Raw genomic sequence first — 18731 nt, 5'->3', positions numbered from 1 at the left:
CGGGGCCACCGCGGCCACCGTCGCCGTGAACGTCACCGACTGACCCACCAGCGACGGATCCGGCGACGACGTCACCGACGTGGTCGTGGCAGCCGGCAGCACCGTCTGCGTGTCCGAGCCGGTCGAGGAGGAGAAGTCCGCGCTGCCGCCGTACGTCGCCGTCACCGCGTACGGACTGCCCGACGTCGAGGTGTAGGTGTGGGTGACGGTCACGGTGCCGCCGGCCAGCGTCGCCGTCGCCGTCGAACTGTCACCGAAGTCGACGGTGACCGTCCCCGACGGCGTCCCCGCACCCGGGGCCACCGGAGCCACCGTCACGCTGAACGTCACCGACTGACCCACCACCGACGGGTCCGGCGACGACGTCACCGACGTGGTCGTGGCAGCCGGCAGCACCGTCTGCGTGTCCGAACCGCTCGAACCGGTGAAGTCGGCGCTGCCGCCGTACGTCGCCGTCACCGCATACGGACTGCCCGCGGTGCCGGTGTACGTGTGCGTGGCCGTCGCCGTGCCCCCCGCCAACGGCACCGTCACCGTGGGCGAGCCGTCACCGAAGGAGAAGGTCACCGTGCCCGACGGCATCCCCGCACCCGGGGCCACCGCGGCCACCGTCGCCGTGAACGTCACCGACTGACCCACCACCGACGGGTCCGGCGACGACGTCACCGACGTGGTCGTGGCAGCCGGCTGCACCGTCTGCGTGTCCGAGCCGGTGGCAGGCTGGAAGTTGGTGTCCCCGCCGTAGACCGCGGTCACGGCGAACGGGCTGCCCGTCGTGGCGGTGTACGTGTGGGTGGCCGTCGCGGTCCCCCCGGCGACCGGAGCCGTCACGGGCGTGGAGCCGTCACCGAAGTCGAAGGTGACGGAGCCCGTCGGCGTCCCGGCACCCGGGGCCACCGGAGCCACCGTCGCGGTGAACGTCACCTGCTGGCCCACCAGCGACGGATCCGGCGCGGAGGTCACGGTGACCTGGGTCGCGGCCGCGGTGACCGTCTGGGTGTCGGTGCCGGTCGAGGAGGAGAAGTCGGCGCTGCCCCCGTAGGAGGCCGTGATGGTGAACGGGCTGCCGGTGGTGCCGCTGTAGGTGTGCGTCACGGTCGCCGTGCCGCCCGACAGGGTCACCGTCTGCGAGGGGGACCCGTCGCCGAAGTTGAGGGTGACCTGCCCGGTGGGCACTCCCGCGCCCGGGGCCACCGGTGCGACGGTGGTGGTGATGGTCACCGGCTGGCCGGTCACCGACGGGTCGGGCATGGAGGTGACCGTCGTGGTCGTGGACGCCGGGCCGACGGTGTGGGTGTCGGTGTCCGAGGAGCCGGTGTAGGAGGCGTTCCCGGCGTAGGTGGCGGTGACGGTGTAGGGGCTGCCGGCCGTGCCCGTGTAGGTGTGGGCGACCGTGGCCGCACCGCCCACCAGGGGCGCGCTCTGGGTCGGCGATCCGTCACCGAAGTCGAAGGTGACCGTGCCCGTCGGCGTGCCCCCGCCGGGGGCGACCGGGGCCACCGTGGCGGTGAAGTTCACCGACTGGCCCACCACCGAGGGATCCGGCGAGGAGAGCACCGTGGTGGTGGTCGCGGCCGGGTTCACGGTCTGGGTGTCGGTGCCCGTGGACGTGGAGAAGTTGGCGGTGCCGTTGTAGGTGGCGGTCACCGTGAACGGGCTGCCCGTGGCGGTGGTGTAGGTGTGCGTGGTCGTCGCCACGCCACCGGTCAGCGGCACCGTCACCGGCGAGGACCCGTCACCGAAGGAGAAGGTGACCGTGCCGGTCGGGATGCCCGCGCCCGGCGCGGACGCCGCGACCGTCGCGGTGAAGCTCACCGACTGGCCCACCACCGAGGGATCCGGCGTGGAGACCACCGTGGTGGTCGTCGCCGCGGGCTGCACGGTCTGGGTGTCGGTGCCCGTGGAGGGATTGAGGTTGGTGTTGCCGCTGTAGTTGGCGGTGACGGTGTACGGGCTGCCGGCCGTGCTCGTGTAGGTGTGGCTGACCGTGGCCGTGCCCCCCACCAGCGGGACGGTCGTCGACGGCGATCCGTCGCCGAAGCTGAAGGTGACCGTGCCCGTCGGGGTGCCGGAGCCCGGCGGCACGGGCGTCACCGTCGCGGTGAAGCTCACCGGCTGGCCCACCACCGAGGGATCCGGCGAGGAGGTCACCGTCGTGGTGCTGGCCCCCTTGCCCGTCACGGTGTGCGTGTCCGTGCCCGAGGAGGGCAGGTAGTTGGCGTCTCCGCCGTAGACCGCGGTGATCGCGTGCGGGCCGACGCCCAGCGTGCTGGTCGTGACCGAGGCCGTCCCCCCGACCAGGGGCGCCGTCAGGGTCGGTCCGCCGCTGATGTTGAAGGTGACGGTGCCGGTCGGCGTGCCCGCTCCCGGCGCGACCGGTGTCACCGTGGCCGAGATGGTGACCGGCTGCCCGAAGCCCGAGGGATCGGGGGTGGAGGTCACGGTCGTCTGGGTGGACGCCTTGACGACCACCTGGACCGTGGAGCCCGTCGACGAGGTGAAGTTGGTGTCACCGCTGTAGGAGGCGGTGACGGTGTGGTTGCCCACGGACAGGTTGTTGACGGTCGTGGACGCGGTACCGCCGGCCAGCGGCACGGTCACGGTGGGACCGCCGCTGACGGTGAACGTCACCGTGCCTGTGGGGGTTCCGGGTCCGAGTGGGATGACGGTCGCGGTCAGCGTCACCGGCTGACCTGTCACCGAGCCGTTCGGCGATGTGGTGACAATCGTTACGGTGCCAGGCATGAATCAGCCCTCCGAGGGGGTCTCCAGATGGTTGGAGCCGTCTGCGCCCCCTGAACCGGGGGCCGCAAACCGGCGGTCAGGGGTGCTGAGCACCACGAACCGCGGTTCCCGACAGGGAGATGGGCGGCCCCGGTCGGTACCACCAGTACGCGCCCGGCCGGTTCCGCCACGCCAGAACCATGACGTCCGAATCCCCCGAAAGGCTGAGCGCGCACGCCGCGCGGACCGCGCGGGGACCGCCTACGGCACCGGCGTGCGGCGATCGCCGCGCGCCTGGCGCGGCCGGGCGGCGGAGAAACCCGCGCCGGGCGCACGCTCCGGCCGCCCGCTGATGCGGCCGGTCGGACCACCGGCACGAGTGCGCTGCGCCGATCGTGTGACATATCCAGTGGGCAATTGCCGACCGGCGGGCCGTGGTGGATCACTGGAGGGGATCCAACCGGTGGGCTGCCCGTCCACGCCGGGGGACGCGGCAGCCGGTCCGCACGCTGCTTGTCCGGAAAGGCACGCGTGCCCGTGCCGGCCTGCCGCGATGGGCACCCCTGGCGGGGAGTTGGATCCGTGCGGCCGGTGCCGTCCGCGGCACCGGCCGGCGCGGCCCCGGCGCAGTGGAGGTGCCCCGTGCGGCGGAGGGACCCGGTGCGGCGGAGGGACCCGGTGCGGCGGAGGGACCCGGTGCGGCGGAGGGACCCGGTGATCCGGGCGCGGTCCGGGGCGCGGTCCGGGCCGCCGCGGCGGGCGTCCCGGGGTCACTGCGGTGTCAGGGGGCGGCCGCCGCGTCGGTGGGGGCCGTGGGCTGCCGGCCGGTGGGGTGGGGCGGCAGGTGGGCGCCCTCGATGTCGACGTCCGGCAGCAGCCGGTCCAGCCGGCGGGGCACGGCCCAGGCGCGGCGGCCGAGCAGGGCCATCACCGCCGGCAGGAGGGTGAGGCGGACGACGAAGGCGTCCACGACCACTCCGACGGCCAGGGCGAAGCCGATGGACTTGACCACCGGGTCGTGGTGGAAGACGAAGCCGCCGAACACGGCCGTCATGATGAGCGCGGCGGCGGTGACGACGCGTCCGCTGCGGGCCATGCCCTGGACGACGGCCGCGCGGGCGTCGCCGGTGCGGTGGAAGTACTCCCGCATACGGCTGGCCAGGAAGACCTCGTAGTCCATCGCCAGTCCGAAGAGGACGCCGATGAGCAGCACGGGAAGGAAGCTCACGACGGGGGCGGCCGCGGCGACGTCGAACAGGCCGGCGAGGTGTCCCTGCTGGAAGACGAGGACCACCGCGCCGAGCGTGGCGGCGACGGACAGCAGGAAGCCGAGGACCGCCTTCAGCGGGACCAGCAGGGAGCGGAAGGCGACCGTCAGCAGCAGCAGGGACAGCGCGACGATCGCGGTGAGGAACAGGGGCAGGCTCGCGGAGAGTCTGCGCGAGACGTCGATCGCCCCGGCGGTCGCCCCGGCCACGTAGGCCCTGCCGCCCGCCTCGCCGACCGGTGCCGTGGCGTGGTCGCGCAGCCGGTGCACCAGGTCGGTGGTGGCCGGGTCGTCCGGACCCGATCCGGGCACGAGGCCGATCACGGCGACGGTGCCGTCCCGGCCGGCCACCGGCCGTCCGACCGACACCACGCCGGGCTCCTCGGCGAGGGCGGCCGTCAGCCGCCCGACCAGCGGGGACCGTTCGGGCGCGGGCACGTGCGCCAGGTCCGCCACCACGATCAGCGAGGCGTTCAGTCCCGGGCCGAAGCCCCGGGTGAGGAGGTCATGGCTGCGGTGCTGGGTACTGGCCCTGGGCTGGGTCTGGTTGCCGGGCAGGCCGAGCCGGAGCCCGCGGGCCGGCCCGGCGAGCGTGAGCAGGGCCAGCACCGCGATCACTACGACGGCCCGGGGGGCGCGGGTCACCGCCCGGCCCCAGGCGGTGCCCCATTTCCCCGTCCGGCGCGACCGGTTGGGCGCCGCGTGCCGGGCGGTGCTGCGCCTGGGGCGCAGGCGCTCCCCCGCCAGGGAGAGCACGGCGGGCACGAGGGTGAGGGCCACGAGGACGGCCACCGCGACCGTGGCGGCGGCGGCCAGGCCCATCACCGCCAGGAAGGGGATGCCCGTGAGGGTGAGGGCGGCGAGGGCGACGACGACGGTGACGCCCGCGAAGAGCACCGCGCCGCCGGCCGTGGCGACGGCCCGTGCGACGCAGTCGTCGGGGTCCGCGTCCGGTGCGGACAGCTGCTCCCGGTGCCGGGCGACGATGAACAGCGCGTAGTCGATGCCGACGGCCAGGCCCAGCATCAGGGCGAGCACCGGGGCCGTGTCGGTCATCTCGGCGAACCGGGCGGCGAACCGGATGCCGAGGACCCCGATCGCCACTCCGGCCAGGGCGGTCACCAGGGGCAGTCCGGCCGCGAGGAGCGAGCCGAGGGTGAGGGCGAGGACCAGGTAGGCGAGGAGCACGCCGACGCCTTCGGCCGGTCCGCCGAGTTCGGCGGGCACCGACCACGCGGACCCGCCGTACTCCACGCGCACCCCGGCGGCCCGGGCCGGCTCCAGGGCCCGCCGGAGCGCGTCCCTCGCGGACCGCGGGACGTCGCCGGGCGGGCTGCGGAACCGGACGTCGGAGTAGCCGATGGTGCGGTCCTCGGAGAGCGTGCCGTCCCCTACCGGATCGCTCACCCCGAGGACGCCGGGGACCCGGGCCGCGCGGCGCAGCGAGGCGGTGACGGCCGTCCGCGTCCGCGGCGCGGTGAGATCGGAGCCGGGCGGCGCCTGCAGGACCACGCGGGCGACGGCGCCGGCGCTCTCGGGGAACCTGCGGGCGAGGAGGTCCTGGGCCTGCTGCGACTCGACGCCCGGAACGTCGAACTGAGACCGCAGCCTGCCCTGCAGGGTCGTGCCCAGGCCCGCGACGACCAGCAGGACCAGCGCCCAGGCGCCCAGCACCCGGCCGCGGTGGCGGGTCACCCATCGGACCCACCTGTACAGGCGTACAGCCATGGACGTACTCCCTGCGGGCACACGGATCCGTCGGGCGCCAAGACCCCGGGCACGTGTCCCACTGTGGGGCGGGACGGGCGGGCGGGCTCGCGGGCGTGCTCCTTCCGGGGCAGCCGGCAGGGGGCCGGGCCGGCGCCCGAAGGGGGCGGCGCGGCGCCCGGCGGGAGGCGCATGCTGCCGGCCCCGGGCCGTGTGCCCGGCACAGCGGGCGTCCGGCCCGGGCCGGCGCTGCGGTTGCGGCATCCACGGGGCCGGTGCTTGCTGGAGACCAGACTTCACAGCGGTTCAGGCGGCGTCCGCAAGGGTGCGCCGTCCGCCGGCGGCCGGAGGAATCACCGATGCAGTCCCCCATGTCCGAAGCGGTCCTCGCGGATGCCCCCGGCAAGGAGCTGGAGTCCCTCCCGGTACCGGACTCCTTCCGCGCCGCGACCGTCCGGGTCGAGGACGTCGACGCCTTCCGCTCCACGGAGGACAAGGATGTCCGCAAGTCCCTCGGTGTCACCCGGGTGCCCATGCCGGAACTCGCTCCGGACGAGGCCCTCGTCGCGGTCATGGCGAGCTCGATCAACTACAACACCGTGTGGACCGCCATGTTCGAGCCGGTGCCGACGTTCCGGTTCCTCGAGCAGATGGGCAGGGCGGGGGGCTGGGAGGCGCGGCACGACCTGCCGTACCACATCGTGGGGTCCGACGCCGCGGGTGTCGTCGTCCGCACCGGCTCCTCGGTGCGCAAGTGGAAGGTGGGCGAGCGCGTCGTCGTCTCGCCCGCCTACGTCGACGAGCAGGACCCCGACACCCATCGCGACGGAATGCTCGGTGAGGGGCAGAAGGCCTGGGGCTTCGAGACGAACTTCGGCGGGCTGGCCCAGTACGCCGTCGTCCGGGCCAGCCAGCTCATGCCCAAGCCGGCCGCGCTGACCTGGGAGGAGGCCGCCGTCAATCCGCTGTGTGCGAGTACCGCCTACCGGATGCTGGTCAGTGACCGCGGTGCCTGCATGAAGCAGGGTGACGTCGTTCTGGTGTGGGGGGCCACCGGCGGCCTGGGCGCCTACGCGGTCCAGCTCGTCCTCAACGGCGGCGGCATCCCCGTGGGCGTGGTCAACAGCGCGGAGAAGGCGGAGGTCCTGCGGTCCCTCGGCTGCGAGGCCGTGGTCAACCGGGCGGACGTCGAGGACGGGGACCCCGGTCTCCTGCAGCGGCCCGAGGGCTGGAAGAGGCTGGGGAGGGCCGTCCGCGCGCAGGTCGGGGAGGATCCGCACATCGTCTTCGAGCACGTCGGCAGGCGGACCTTCGCCGCGTCGGTCTTCCTCGCCCGAAGGGGCGGCACCGTCGTCACCTGCGGGTCCAGCACCGGGTACGAGCACCTCTATGACAACCGGTACCTGTGGATGCGCCTGAAGCGGATCATCGGCAGCCACGGCGCCAACCTGCACGAGCAGTGGGCGGTCAACCGGCTCATCGCGCTGGGACATGTGGTGCCCGCGCTGTCGCGGACCTATCCCCTGGACGACGTGGGCGCGGCGGCGCGGAGCGTCCAGACGAACCAGCACATCGGCAAGGTCGGTGTCCTGTGCCTCGCCCCCCGCCCGGGCCTCGGGGTCACCGACCCCGAGGCCCGGGCGCGCATCGGGGAGCGCCGTCTGAGCATCTTCCGCGGCTGACGCGGCCGAGGTCACCCGTTCGGGCGACTTCCGCGGAAAAGCCTTGTCCGGCCCTCTTATGGCGAAGTACCACTGAAATACCGGCAGACAGCCCATCGACGCCGGACACTGCGGCACCGCTGTGCCGCCGGTCTGCGCAGCTGTCTCAGCTCTCTGGCGTCGTGACGCCCACATTGACGCGGCAAGCAGGCCCGTCGGCCCGCGCCCTGGGCCCTTCTCACTCAGTCAGCCGTTCCGGTGCGCACTCCCTCTGCGGACTTGATGTCCGGCAAGGGTGACGAGATCACCGTTCCTCCGGTCGCTCGCGCCCACGAGCCGAAGCGGCCCCTCCCGAGCCGGCGCACGCCGCGCACCGAGCGGACCGAGCACGCACCGCACCAGGAGACTCCCATGTCCGTGAATCCGCTGTCCGCTTCACCCACCGTCCTCGCCCAGCCCACCCTGTTCGCCGCCATCCCGGGCTTCGGCCCCACCGCCGGCGGCAACACGGTCCTGCTGATCGGCGCCAACCTCGGCGGGGCCACCTCCGTCACCTTCGGCGGTACGCCGGCGACCATCCTGTCCCAGGACCCGCTCGGCTTCCTGATCACCGTCGCCGCACCGCCGCACGCGGCGGGCAACGCCCCGGTCGTCGTCACGACGCCCGCGGGCGCGAGCACGCCCGCCAACTACACCTACGTCGCCCCGCCGGTGACGCCGCCGCCGACCGTCGCCGGTATCGTCCCGTCGTCCGGACCGACGAGCGGCGGAACGCCCTTCACCATCGTGGGCACCGACCTCACCGGCGCGTCGGTCACCTTCGGCGGTGTCCCGGCCACGGCCGTCAATGTGATCGGCGGGGTCCTGCTGACCGGGCTGACGCCGGCCGGTGCCGCGGGCAACGTGCCCGTGCAGGTGACCACCCCGGCGGGCAGCGCCACCGTGCCCGGCGGCTTCACCTACGTCGCCCCGGCACCGCCGGCCGCGACGGCCATCACCCCGGCGACCGGGCCCGCCGCGGGCGGCACCCCGTTCGTCATCACCGGCTCGAACCTCTCCGGCGCCCAGGTGACCTTCGGCGGCGTGCCCGCCACCAACGTCGTCGTCGACCCCACCGGGACCTTCGCCGCCGGTCTGACACCGGCCGGGGCGGCCGGGAACGCCGCGGTCGTCGTGACCACCCCGGCGGGCAGCGCCACCGTGCCGGGAGGGTTCACGTACACCGCCTAGCGGACCGCGGAGCCGGGCCGGGCCCGGCTGCGCACCCACACCCGCACCCGCACCCGCGCACACCGCGGCGCGCGAACACGGTGGCCCGGCCCACGGCCGGGCCACCGGCATGTCCCCGTGCCGACACCTCACCCGTGGAGCGCACAGGGGCTTTCAGAAGATCCGACTAACGACCACGAGCCCCCTGTTCCCGCAATGGTGTCCCGGATTCGCCCTTCAATTCCACCCCGCGTGGGTACGGTCCAACCATCCGTCGCCGGCGGGCGGATCACACGAGATGCGAGCGGGCCGAAACACTGCACCAGGGGCCATGACATGAAAGACGCCGATCAGCCGAACTGCCGTCTCTCCGGCTCGGCATGCCGGTACTCCTCCTTCCTTTCCCGTACGCCGAGGGCGTGCGCGCAGCCGAATTCCCCGGCGGCCGAGGCGGGCGCGGAGGCGATATTCCTCAGGCTGCCCCGCACGGCCAGGTCGGTCTCCGTCACCCGGCGGCACGTCGGCCTGGCCGTGCGGTCCTGGCGGGCCGGCAGCTCACTGGCGGACCGGCTGCTCCTGGTGGTGTCCGAGCTCGTCAGCAACGCCGTACAGCATTCCGCGCTGCCCCGGCCGGCGTCCCCGGACGGCGTCCGGCCGTACATCGAGCTGGCCCTGCACCTGCTCGGGGACCACGTCCGGGTGGAGGTCTTCGACGCGGGGCACGCCCTGCCCGTCCACCGCCCGGTGGGCGAGTACGCCGAAAGCGGAAGGGGAATGCAGATCGTCCGGCACTGCACACGCCGATGGGGGGCGGACCGATTGTGCGCGGGCGGGAAAATCGTGTGGTGCGATGTCGCCCTGGAGGAGAATTCCTCCCCTCAGGACGCGATCGCGCAGGCCGCCGGGACCGGTACGCCCCCGTAATGCGCCCCTGTCATGCGCCCTCCAAAAGGGTGACGGAGCCTCAAGTCCCTTGCGGCATATTACGAATCCTGCGTCACTGGAGGTATCCAACCGGTGGGCAGCCCATCCCTCCGGGGAGCGCGACCACGGTGTCGTCCTCGGCTGCCCTCCGGGTTGTGCCGTCCGACGCGCCGGGGCCGCGATGGGCGTCCCCGGCAGGGGTTGGATCCCCAGTCGGTGCCACATCCCGTGGCACCGGCTGGTCGGTTGCCCGGCACGTCGGTCGCCCGGCGCGTGCCCTCCCCCAGGCGACCGGCTCGTATCCGTGGCGGCAAGAGCCACCCCGTCGGAACTCGGACACGCCCCCATGACACCACCTCACGCGACAGCGGACGACGACTTCGCCGGCGGGTGCCGCACCGGCCGTACGGCACGGCGCATCACCGTCGCCGACGCCGTGTGCGCACTGGCACCGCTGGACCTCGCCGCCCTGCGCAGGCTGCCGGCGGACGAACTCGAGCAGCAGCTCGAGGCCCGCTGGGCGCTGTACCGCCACCTGGACTCCGTCTCCGGCGGGAGGCACGGCCCCTGCCGGAGAGACCCGGGGAGCCAGATCGGCGCGGTCCTGCTCGACCTGATCGGCTCCCTGGTCGTCAATGTGCACGAGGCCGAGGCCCGCCTGGCCGTACGGCGCCTCCAGGAGCCGTCCACGGCGCAGCGCCCGGCGCGCCCGCGCGGCCCGGGACCGGCCGGCCGGTCCTGACGGGCACTCACCGCACGGCACGACGGGTCACTTCCGTCGCGCACTCGACGGACCTGAGGGGTGCTCAAGTCACCGACCCCTGCGGCGGGCATGACGGACCGGGCCGATGTGACGGACCGACCGGGCCGTGCCGTCACGGCCGTCCGCCGCCGGCCGGCGTGACGAGCGCGGTGAGCACCGAGGGCCAGATGCGGTGCAACTCGCGCTGCCAGTACGGCCAGGAGTGGGTGCCGGGCCCGAAGAGACGGGTGGTCACCCTGACCCCGGCCCGCCGCAGTGCGCCGGCGAACGCACGGGTCGGGGGGCCCAGCGGCCGCTCCAGCAGGGACCCGGCCGGATTGAGGGTGTCCTCGAGCCCGCCCGGCGCACCGGATGCCGCGTAGAGGTGGACCCAGGTGCCCTTGAAGCGGCTCACCATGCGGGAGGGGTTGTGGGCGTCCCAGATCCGCCGCTGCCGGGTGGGAAGGCCCCACAGCCGCACGGGGTCGATGTGCTCCCGCAGGCATGTGCCGGCGATGAACAGCCGCATAAGGGGGTCGGAGATGTCGACGATGCCGCTGAGCGAGCCGGCGAAGCGGTAGACGCCCGGGTGCCGTGCCGCGTAGTTGAGCGCACCCAGCCCGCCCTCGGACAGACCGACCACCGCCCGGGCGTCACCGCCCCGCAGCACCCGTTCCACCAGCTGCCGCAGTTCCACGGTGTGGAACGTCTCCCAGCGCGGGGCGGTGGAGCGGCCGTGGTCCCACCAGTCGGTGTAGAAGCCCGCGCGCCCTCCCTCGGGCATGACGACCAGGACGTCGGCGCCGTCGGAGAGCTCCTCCACGTCGGTCTCCCGGGTCCACGACGTGTAGTCGTCGGCGGCGCCCTGCAGGAGGTACAGCACCGGGTAGGTCCGGCTCGACGTCTGCCGCCAGCCCCACGGGAGGATGACGCGCACCGGCAGGGTGGCCCTCATGGCCGGCGATGCGACCATGAGGTCGAACACGCGGTCGCCGAGGCGTTCCACCCGGGTGATGCGGGCTCCGTCGTCGGCGCGCGCCGCCACGGTGACGGCCCCGGACTCCGCGGCCGGTCCGGCGGCCCCGGACTCCGCGGCCGCCGGACCGGCCGTTCCCAGCGGCAGCAGCAGCGCGCCGGCGAGCAGCAGGGCCCGGACACGCCGTGCCCGCCCGGTGCGCCGGCCGCCGGGGCGCCGGGCCGCCCGCGGCGCCGTCGGGCCGCTCATCCGGAGACCTCCAGGGCCCGCGTGAGATGACGTGCGATCACCGTCACGTGCGGCGGGTCGATCAGGGACAGGTGGTCGCCGTCGACCGGCACCACTTCCAGCCGGGGGCACAGGGGCGCCCAGCCCAGGTCGGTGTCCTGCCTCAGATAGCGCGGATCCAGGGCGATGGTCAGGGCCTGCGGCCGCTGCGCGCGGTAGAGGACCACCGGACCGCCGTACGGGCCCGGGACGTACCGTTCGCCGACACGGGCGTCGATGTAGGAGGTGCGCTGGTGCTCCATGATGCCCGGGCTCATGTCGAGCCCTGCCCGCGCCACCGCCCGCATCACCACGTCGATCTGCTGGTCGTCGGGGGTGGCCGCGAGTTCGTCGTAGGGCAGCGCCAGATGCTGCCCGTAGGTCCTCTCGATGTACACGGCGAACCGGCGGAAGCGTTCGAGCAGCACGTCCTTGGAGTCCATGCCCGGCAGGGCGGCGGGCAGGATGGTGTCGATCAGTCCGACGAAGGCGACGTCCTGTCCCGACCGGGCCAGCTGCCGCGCGGTCTCGTAGGCGAGGCAGCCGCCGAAGGACCAGCCCAGCAGCCGGTAGGGACCCTGGGGCTGGATCCTCCGGATGAGGGGCAGGTACCGCGCGGCCTTCTCCTCCATCGTCCGGGCGGTGTCCAGCCGTTCCAGCCCGTACACCGCCTGGTCGCGGGGCAGGAGCCGGGCCAGCGGCCGGTAGACGGACGTGGGGCCGCCCGCCGGGTGGAAGGTGAACAGGGGGAGCCGGGTGGCGCCCGGCGGGGACGGCCGCAGGGTGGTCACCACCTCGCCCCGCGCGGAGTTGACGACCGGTCGGACGAGGTCGGCGACGGCGGCCACCGTTCCCCGCTCCAGCACGGCCTCGGCCGTCAGCGTCAGCCCGGCGTCCTCGCCCAGACGGCGGCGGATCGCCTCGGCCAGTTCCCCGGCGACGCGCGCGTCGGCGCCGGCGGCGGCGAGGTGGCGGCGGACGTCCGCGGGGGGCCGGTGCAGCACCTCCGCCCAGGCGCTCGCCACCAGGCGCTCGGCGGCGTCCCGCGGCTGCACGGAGGCCACCGGCGGCGACGGCGCGGCGGACCGGTCCACGGCGGGAGTGTCCGTGCCGCCTTCCGGAGCGAGTGCCTCAGTACGGCCGTCCGCTGCGGGAGCGGGCGTGCCGCCGTCCGGGGCCGGAGCGTCCGTGCCGCCGTCCCGAGCGGGCGCCGGCGCGAGGGCCGCGCCGGGCGGAGTGCCGTGCGCCGCGCCCTCCAGGCCGAGTTCCGCGCGGATGCTGTCGCCGATCTCGCGCAGGGCCGCCCCGCGCAGCATGAGGTCCGCGGGCAGCTCCACCCCGAAGTCCTGGAGCACGGCGTTGCGCATGCGCACGGCCATCAGGGAGTCGAGCCCGAGCGCGGGGAGCGGAACCGTGTCGTCGAGGTCCGGCACGGGGAAGCCCATGATCGCGGCGGTCCGTCTCAGCAGCCTCCGGTACACCTCCTCCCCGGCGCGTTCGCCGAGGCTCTCCAGCGCCGCCGGCCCGGGCCAGTCGTCGCGGGACGCGTCCTCGGCCCGCAGGCTCTCGGTGAAGAAGGGGATGTCGGACAGGCCGGGGTACGCCTCGAGGACGCGCCGGCTGTCGATGTGCACCACGCCCGTGTGCGTGCGGTTGTGGGCGATCAGGGTCTGCAGGGCGTCCAGCCCCTCGCCCACGGTGAGGGGTTCCAGCGCCGCGGCCGTACGGGCGGGAGCCGCGCCGGCGTCCCGCCAGGGCCCCCAGGCGATGGAGGTGGCGGGCCTGCCCTCGGCTCGGCGGCGGTGCGCGATCGCGTCCAGCCAGGCGTTGGCGGCCGCGTAGGCGGTCTGGCCCGGCGAGCCGAGCAGGGCGGCCGCGGAACTGTAGAACACCCACCAGTCGATGTCGTGGCCCTCGACGGCCGCCTCCAAACGGAGCGCGCCGACGACCTTGGGCCGCAGCACCGTCTCGAGGTCGGCGGGGTCCAGGTCGGTGATCATCCGGTCGTGCAGGACGCCGGCGCAGTGGGCGATCCCGCGCAGCGCGTGCCCCTCGGCGACCGCGGCCTCCACCAGGCGCGGGGCCACGTCCGGCGCGGCGATGTCCCCGCGTACCACGGCGACGGACGAACCGAGCGCGCGCAGACGGTCGATGGCCGCTTCCGCCTCCGGACCGGCCGGCCGCCGCCCGTTGAGGACCAGCCGGCCGGCTCCCCGCTCGGCCAGGCGGTGGGCCGTCGCCAGACCCAGCCCGGTGAGGCCGCCGGTGACGACGTAGGAGCCGTCACGGCGTACGAACGGCGCCTCGTACTGCTGCTCCGCCAGATCGGCGGGGCACAGCCGGGCGACCCGGCGGGTGCCCGCTCTCCACACGACCTCGTCCTCGGCGCTGTTGCCGAGGATCTCCTGCACCAGGTCCTGGACCTCGTCGAACTGGTCGTCGATGTCCACCAGGCAGGCGCGCAGGGCGGGTTCCTCGACGGCGAGCACGCGCACCAGGCCGCGCAGGCTCGCCAGCGCCGGTCTGCCGGACTCGCCCGGTACGGCGGCGACGGCCCGCCGGGTGACCAGCCACAGCCGCGGGCGGTGCGAGGCGTGCGGGCCGGCGGCGAGCTGCCGCGCGATCCGTACGGCGCTGCTCAGCGCGTCGGTTCCGGCGCCGGTCCGTGCGTCGGCCTGTGCGTCGGTGCTCGTGTGGGTCGGTGCGTCGGTGCTCGTGTGGGTCCATGCGTCGGCCTGTGCGTCGGTGCTCGTGTGGGTCCGGGCGTCGGGGGTGCCGGTGAGGAGCAGGACGACGGCGCGGGGGGCCGTCGGGCTGGACCCCTGCGGCCAGTCGTCGAGCAGCGGGTGCGGGGGCGGGGTGAGCGGCCGGACCGTGGTCCGCACGTTCTTCGCCTCCAGTGCCGCGGCCAGCGCTCCGGCCAGGGCGCCGTCGCCGCCGGCCGCCGGGTCGTCGACGAGGACGAGGGCGCTGTCGAGCGGGGCGGGGAGCGGGACGGGCGACTTCTGCCACTGGATGTCGTAGGCGAGCGCCTCCAGGGAGCGGGGGACCTCTTCGTGCCCGGCGGGGCGCAGGCGCAGACCCGCGGCGACGACGCGCGTCCCGTCCGCGCGCGCCACGATGTCCCAGCGCTCCGCGTGGTCCTGCGGGGAGGACGCACCGGACGCACCGGACGCACGGGCCCGCGCGCCCGCGCCCGCCTCCGCGTCCGGTGACGGTGACGGCGACGGCGACGGCGACGGCGACGGCGACGGGAAAGCCTCGATGGTGAACGGCGCGCCGAGGGCGGCGGGGTCGGGGGTGCGCAGGTGCAGGCGCTCGAGGACCGCGGGCGCGGCCTCCGCCCCGGTGGTTGCGTCCGTTCCGTCCTCCGGGGCCGCCTCACCGCCCCGGGCGGCGGTGCGCGCGCCGGAGGCGCCCGCCCGGAGCGGCGCGGACAGCATGGCGGCGAACAGCTCCTCGTACGCGTCCGCGGCGCGTTCCGCACCGCCGTCGCCCGCCCACTGGGTGACCACGGCGGGAGCGGGAGCGGGGGCCGCGTCCGGGCCGGGTGCGGTGCCGCGGTGGACGTGCGCCGACGCGTAGCAGGTCCAGGTCCCCGCCGTGGTGCGCGCGTGGACCGTGACGGTGGCGTGGGTGAGGTCGGGTTGCCAGGCGACCGTCACCGGTGTGGTGCTGGCCAGCGGCAGCCACCGGTGCACGACCAGGTTCTCCAGGGTCAGTTCGCCGGGGCCGTCCTGTTCGTGGACCTCCCGGGCCGCCGCGATCATGAGTGACGCCGCCGCGGGCAGCGTGAGGACCGGACGCCCGTGGAGCAGGCGCAGGGCGGCCCGGGCGCCGTCCGTGCCCAGGTCGGTCTGCCACAGGACGGCGCCCGTGCGCGGGTCGTCGGTGCGGCGCCCGAGCGGTGAGCGGCCCGCCGCCAGGTCGCCGGCCGCCGGGCCGCGCCGGGCGAACCAGTAACGCTCGTGCCGCCAGGGCGGGCTGGGCAGGGCGACCCGGTCTCCCGCGGGCCACAGCCGCTCCTCGTCCACCTCCGCTCCGGCGAGGTGCAGCCGTACGAGCGCGCCGCGCAGGTCGGCCGCCTCGTCGCCCCGCCGGTACAGGGTGGGCACCACCGCCGCGCGGCCGGCTCCGGCCGCCTGGAGGGTCTCGGTCAGCGGGACCAGCGCCACGGGGTGGGGCGCGATCTCCAGGAAGAGGCCGTGGCCGTCCGCCGCGGCGGCGGCGACCGCCTGCCGCAGCCGGACGGGGCGGCGCAGGTTGGCGCACCAGTAGGCCGCGTCGGCGTGGACGGGAGCACGCGGATCGTCGAGAACGGTGCTGTACCAGGGTGTGTGCGCGGGGTCGGCGCGCAGGCCGGCGAGGGCCTCGCGCAGCGCGGGGACGACCGGGTCGACCGCCGCCGAGTGCCCCGCCCCGCCGACGTCGAGCAGCCGGGCCATACGGCCCCGACCGGTCAGCTCGTCGACCAGTCGGCGCACCTGCGGTGCCGGTCCGGTGACGGTGCACCGCCGCGGCGAGGAGTGCACGGCGACCTCGACACCGGGAAAGCGCGGCAGCACCGACTCGCGGTCGCCGTCGGCCAGTTCGACGGCGGCCATGGCTCCCGCGCCCTCGTCGTCGAGGGCGGCGAGCCGGGCCGACCGTTCGAGGACGACCCGCAGACCGGCGGCGGCGTCCAGGGCGCCGGCGACGACGGCGGCGGCGACCTCCCCCACCGAGTGTCCGACGACGGCGGCGGGCCGCACGCCGTGGGCGAGGAGGGTGCGCGCCAGGGCGATCTGCAGCCCGAACAGCATCGGCTGGAGGTCCCCGACACCGTGGTCGGGCTCGGCCCGGGCGAGCATGTCCCGCAGGGACAGCCCGGTCCGCTCCCGGTAGACCGGGTCGAGTTCGCGCACCGCTTGGTCGAACAGCGGCTCGTCCCTCAGGAGCCCCAGTCCCATGCCCGGCCACTGGGAGCCGTGGCCGGAGAAGACGAGGACGGGGCGGCGGTCGCCGCCCGGCTCCGTGCCGGTCCCGTCGGCGTCGGCGGGTACGCAGCCGTGGGCGTCCTCCTGGCGGGCCAGGGCGCCGAGCAGCCGGACCGCCTCCTCGTGGGTGCGCGCCACGACGGCGGCGGCGACGGGGCCTCTGCGGTGGCGGGCCAGGGTGTGGGCGACGTCCCGGAGCGCCGGCGTGTCGCCGGCCGACAGCGCCCGGGCGAGGCCGGCCGCGACGTCGCCGATCCTGGCCCGCGACCGGGCCGAGACGACGAGCGCGTGCACGGGCGCGGGCGCGGGCGCGGAGGTGGGGGTGGGTACGGGGGTGGGCGCGGAGGTGGGGGTGGGTACGGGCGCGGGCGCGGAGGTGGGGGCGGGTACGGGGGTGGGCGCGGCCTGGCCGTCCTGCTCCCCGGTACGCCGCTCAGTGGCCCGCTCCCCGGCACGCGACTCGCCGTCCCGCTCCCCGGCACGCGGCTCGACGTCCCCTGCCCCGGTACGCCGCTCGGCGGCCGGTGCCTCCTGGAGGACGACGTGTGCGTTGGTGCCGCCGAAGCCGAAGGCGGAGACCCCGGCCCGGGCCGGTCCGGCGCCCCGATCGGGCCAGGCGACGGGCTCGCCGACGACACGCAGGCCGAGGGCGCCGAAGTCGATGTGCGGATTGGGCCGCCGGAAGTGCAGGGTGGCCGGGATACGGCGGTGGTGCAGCGCCAGCACCGTCTTGATGAGGCCGGTGATCCCCGCCGCGCCCTCCAGATGCCCCAGGTTGCTCTTCACCGAGCCGATGAACAGGGGCCGTTGGGCGGGCCGGCCGCGACCGAGCACGGCGCCCAGGGCCCCCGCCTCGATGGGGTCGCCCAGCAGGGTGCCGGTGCCGTGCGCCTCGACGTAGTCGATGTCCGCGGCGTCGGCGCGGGCGTCCTCCAGGGCGCTGCGCAGCAGGCGTTCCTGCGCCGCGGGGCTGGGCGCCATGAGGCCCGCCGAGCGGCCGTCGCTGTTGACCGCGGTGCCCGCCACCACGGCCAGGACCCGGTCCCCGTCGCGCAGGGCGTCGTCCAGCCGCTTGAGGACGACGACCCCGCAGCCCTCACCCCGTGCGATGCCGTCGGCGGCGGCGTCGAACGGCTTGCACCGGCCGTCCGCCGCCAGGGCGCCGGCCTGCTGGAAGGAGGCCGTGACCGTGGGCGACAGAAGGACGTTGACGCCCGCCGCGAGCGCGGTGCCGCATTCCCCGGCGCGCAGGCTCCGGCACGCCTGGTGCACCGCCACCAGGGACGAGGAACAGGCCGTGTCGACGGTCAGGCTCGGACCGTGCAGGTCGAACAGGTAGGACAGCCGGTTGGCGGCGATGCTCGCGGCGGCTCCGGTGCTGGTCCACGGGGTCAGCCGGCCGGGGTCGGAGGTGGTCAGGTGGCCGTACTCCGTGGAGCTGAGGCCGACGAACACCCCGGTGTCGCTGCCCTGGAGCCCGTACGCGGTGAGTCCGGCGTGGTCCAGGGCCTCGCAGCAGACCTCCAGCAGCAGGCGCTGCTGCGGGTCCATGACCTCCGCCTCGCGGGGTGTGATGCCGAAGTGGTCGGCGTCGAACGCCTCGACGTCGTCGAGGAAGGCGCCGTGCCGGGTGGTCCGCTCCATCAGCGCGGCGGCGCCGGGCACCGCGGCGAAGTCGCGCCAGCGCCGGGCGGGAACGGTGCCGACCAGGTCGCTGCCCGCGAGCAGGTGCTTCCAGAAGGCGTCGGGGCCGTTGACGCTGCCCGGCAGACGGCAGCCCAGGCCGATCACGGCGACGGGCTGGTGCGCGGGCGCGGGCGCGGGTTCGGCGGCGGGGTGGTGCGCGGGCGCGGGTCCGGTGATCCGCGCGGTGGTGCCGTGGCCGTCCGCGCCGCGGCGCGCCCGTTCGTCCCGCCCGTCCTCGCCGGCCTCCGGCGCGGCACCGGTGGTCGTGGCCAGCCGCTCCACGAGCGATCCCACGGTGGGGTTCTCCCACAGCAGGGTGGCCGGCAACGGCGTGCCCAGGAAACGCTCCAGGCGGCCGGCGATCCCCACGGCGACCCGGGACGTCAGCCCGTACTCCACCAGGGGCCGTGCGTCGTCCAGTTCCGCCGCGGGAACGCCGCAGGACTCGCAGACGAGCCGGCGCAGGAACGCGCGGAGCTCTGCTGCCGGGGCCGGGTGCGGCCCCGGCCGGGCGGGCGATCGCCTTCCTGGTTCCATCTCTCCCTCTCGCCAAGCCGTCACGTGCTGGGGATCGTTGCTCGGGGTCGTCCGC

The 18731-nt window shown here is 75.2% G+C and carries 8 protein-coding genes; 4 read left to right on the top strand and 4 right to left on the bottom strand.

Going from position 1 to position 18731, the window contains the following annotated elements:
• A partial coding sequence (locus ACI2LW_RS13095; protein ID WP_404731265.1) for a beta strand repeat-containing protein occupies positions 1–2745 on the bottom strand: 2745 nt, incomplete at its 3' end.
• 760 nt (positions 2746–3505) lie between these two features.
• Positions 3506–5719: an MMPL family transporter gene (locus ACI2LW_RS13090; RefSeq protein ID WP_404731264.1), complete on the bottom strand. Its 2214-nt coding sequence runs from the start codon at positions 5717–5719 to the stop codon at positions 3506–3508.
• Positions 5720–6057: 338 nt separating this feature from the next.
• Here ACI2LW_RS13090 and ccrA point away from each other — a divergent pair, with 338 nt between their 5' ends.
• The 4 genes from ccrA (at position 6058) to ACI2LW_RS13070 (ending at position 10234) form a co-directional block, all read left to right on the top strand.
• On the top strand, positions 6058–7380 hold the full coding sequence (gene ccrA, locus ACI2LW_RS13085) for a crotonyl-CoA carboxylase/reductase (protein ID WP_404731263.1): 1323 nt from the start codon (positions 6058–6060) through the stop codon (positions 7378–7380).
• Positions 7381–7770: 390 nt separating this feature from the next.
• On the top strand, positions 7771–8589 hold the full coding sequence (locus ACI2LW_RS13080; RefSeq protein ID WP_404731262.1) for an IPT/TIG domain-containing protein: 819 nt from the start codon (positions 7771–7773) through the stop codon (positions 8587–8589).
• A gap of 315 nt (positions 8590–8904) precedes the next feature.
• Entirely contained in the window at positions 8905–9492 is a 588-nt protein-coding gene (locus ACI2LW_RS13075) for an ATP-binding protein (RefSeq protein ID WP_404731261.1), read from the top strand.
• 346 nt (positions 9493–9838) lie between these two features.
• Positions 9839–10234: a hypothetical protein gene (locus ACI2LW_RS13070; RefSeq protein ID WP_404731260.1), complete on the top strand. Its 396-nt coding sequence runs from the start codon at positions 9839–9841 to the stop codon at positions 10232–10234.
• Between the two features lie 133 nt (positions 10235–10367).
• On the opposite strand, the gene ACI2LW_RS13065 is transcribed toward ACI2LW_RS13070, so the two are convergent.
• Both ACI2LW_RS13065 and ACI2LW_RS13060 read right to left on the bottom strand, forming a co-directional pair.
• Positions 10368–11459, bottom strand: coding sequence for an alpha/beta hydrolase (locus ACI2LW_RS13065; protein ID WP_404731259.1), 1092 nt, complete (start codon positions 11457–11459; stop codon positions 10368–10370).
• The gene (locus ACI2LW_RS13060) at positions 11456–18676 is read right to left on the bottom strand and encodes an SDR family NAD(P)-dependent oxidoreductase (protein WP_404731258.1); all 7221 of its coding nucleotides are present in this window, start codon (positions 18674–18676) and stop codon (positions 11456–11458) included. Before ACI2LW_RS13060 ends, ACI2LW_RS13065 begins: the two co-directional genes overlap by 4 nt.
• Between the last annotated feature and the right edge of the window lie 55 nt (positions 18677–18731).

The sequence above is a fragment of the Streptomyces sp. NPDC004065 genome (assembly GCF_044903565.1).
Lineage (GTDB): Bacteria > Actinomycetota > Actinomycetes > Streptomycetales > Streptomycetaceae > Streptomyces.
Note: the sequence above shows the minus strand (reverse complement) of the source record. Positions and strands in the feature narration are given on the sequence as shown.

Excerpts from the sequence above, each read along its gene's own strand:
- ACI2LW_RS13090 (WP_404731264.1), bottom strand. The coding sequence starts at position 5,719 with ATGGCTGTACGCCTGTACAGGTGGGTCCGATGGGTGACCCGCCACCGC.
- ccrA (WP_404731263.1), top strand. The coding sequence starts at position 6,058 with ATGCAGTCCCCCATGTCCGAAGCGGTCCTCGCGGATGCCCCCGGCAAG.
- ACI2LW_RS13080 (WP_404731262.1), top strand. The coding sequence starts at position 7,771 with ATGTCCGTGAATCCGCTGTCCGCTTCACCCACCGTCCTCGCCCAGCCC.
- ACI2LW_RS13075 (WP_404731261.1), top strand. The coding sequence starts at position 8,905 with ATGAAAGACGCCGATCAGCCGAACTGCCGTCTCTCCGGCTCGGCATGC.
- ACI2LW_RS13070 (WP_404731260.1), top strand. The coding sequence starts at position 9,839 with ATGACACCACCTCACGCGACAGCGGACGACGACTTCGCCGGCGGGTGC.
- ACI2LW_RS13065 (WP_404731259.1), bottom strand. The coding sequence starts at position 11,459 with ATGAGCGGCCCGACGGCGCCGCGGGCGGCCCGGCGCCCCGGCGGCCGG.
- ACI2LW_RS13060 (WP_404731258.1), bottom strand. The coding sequence starts at position 18,676 with ATGGAACCAGGAAGGCGATCGCCCGCCCGGCCGGGGCCGCACCCGGCC.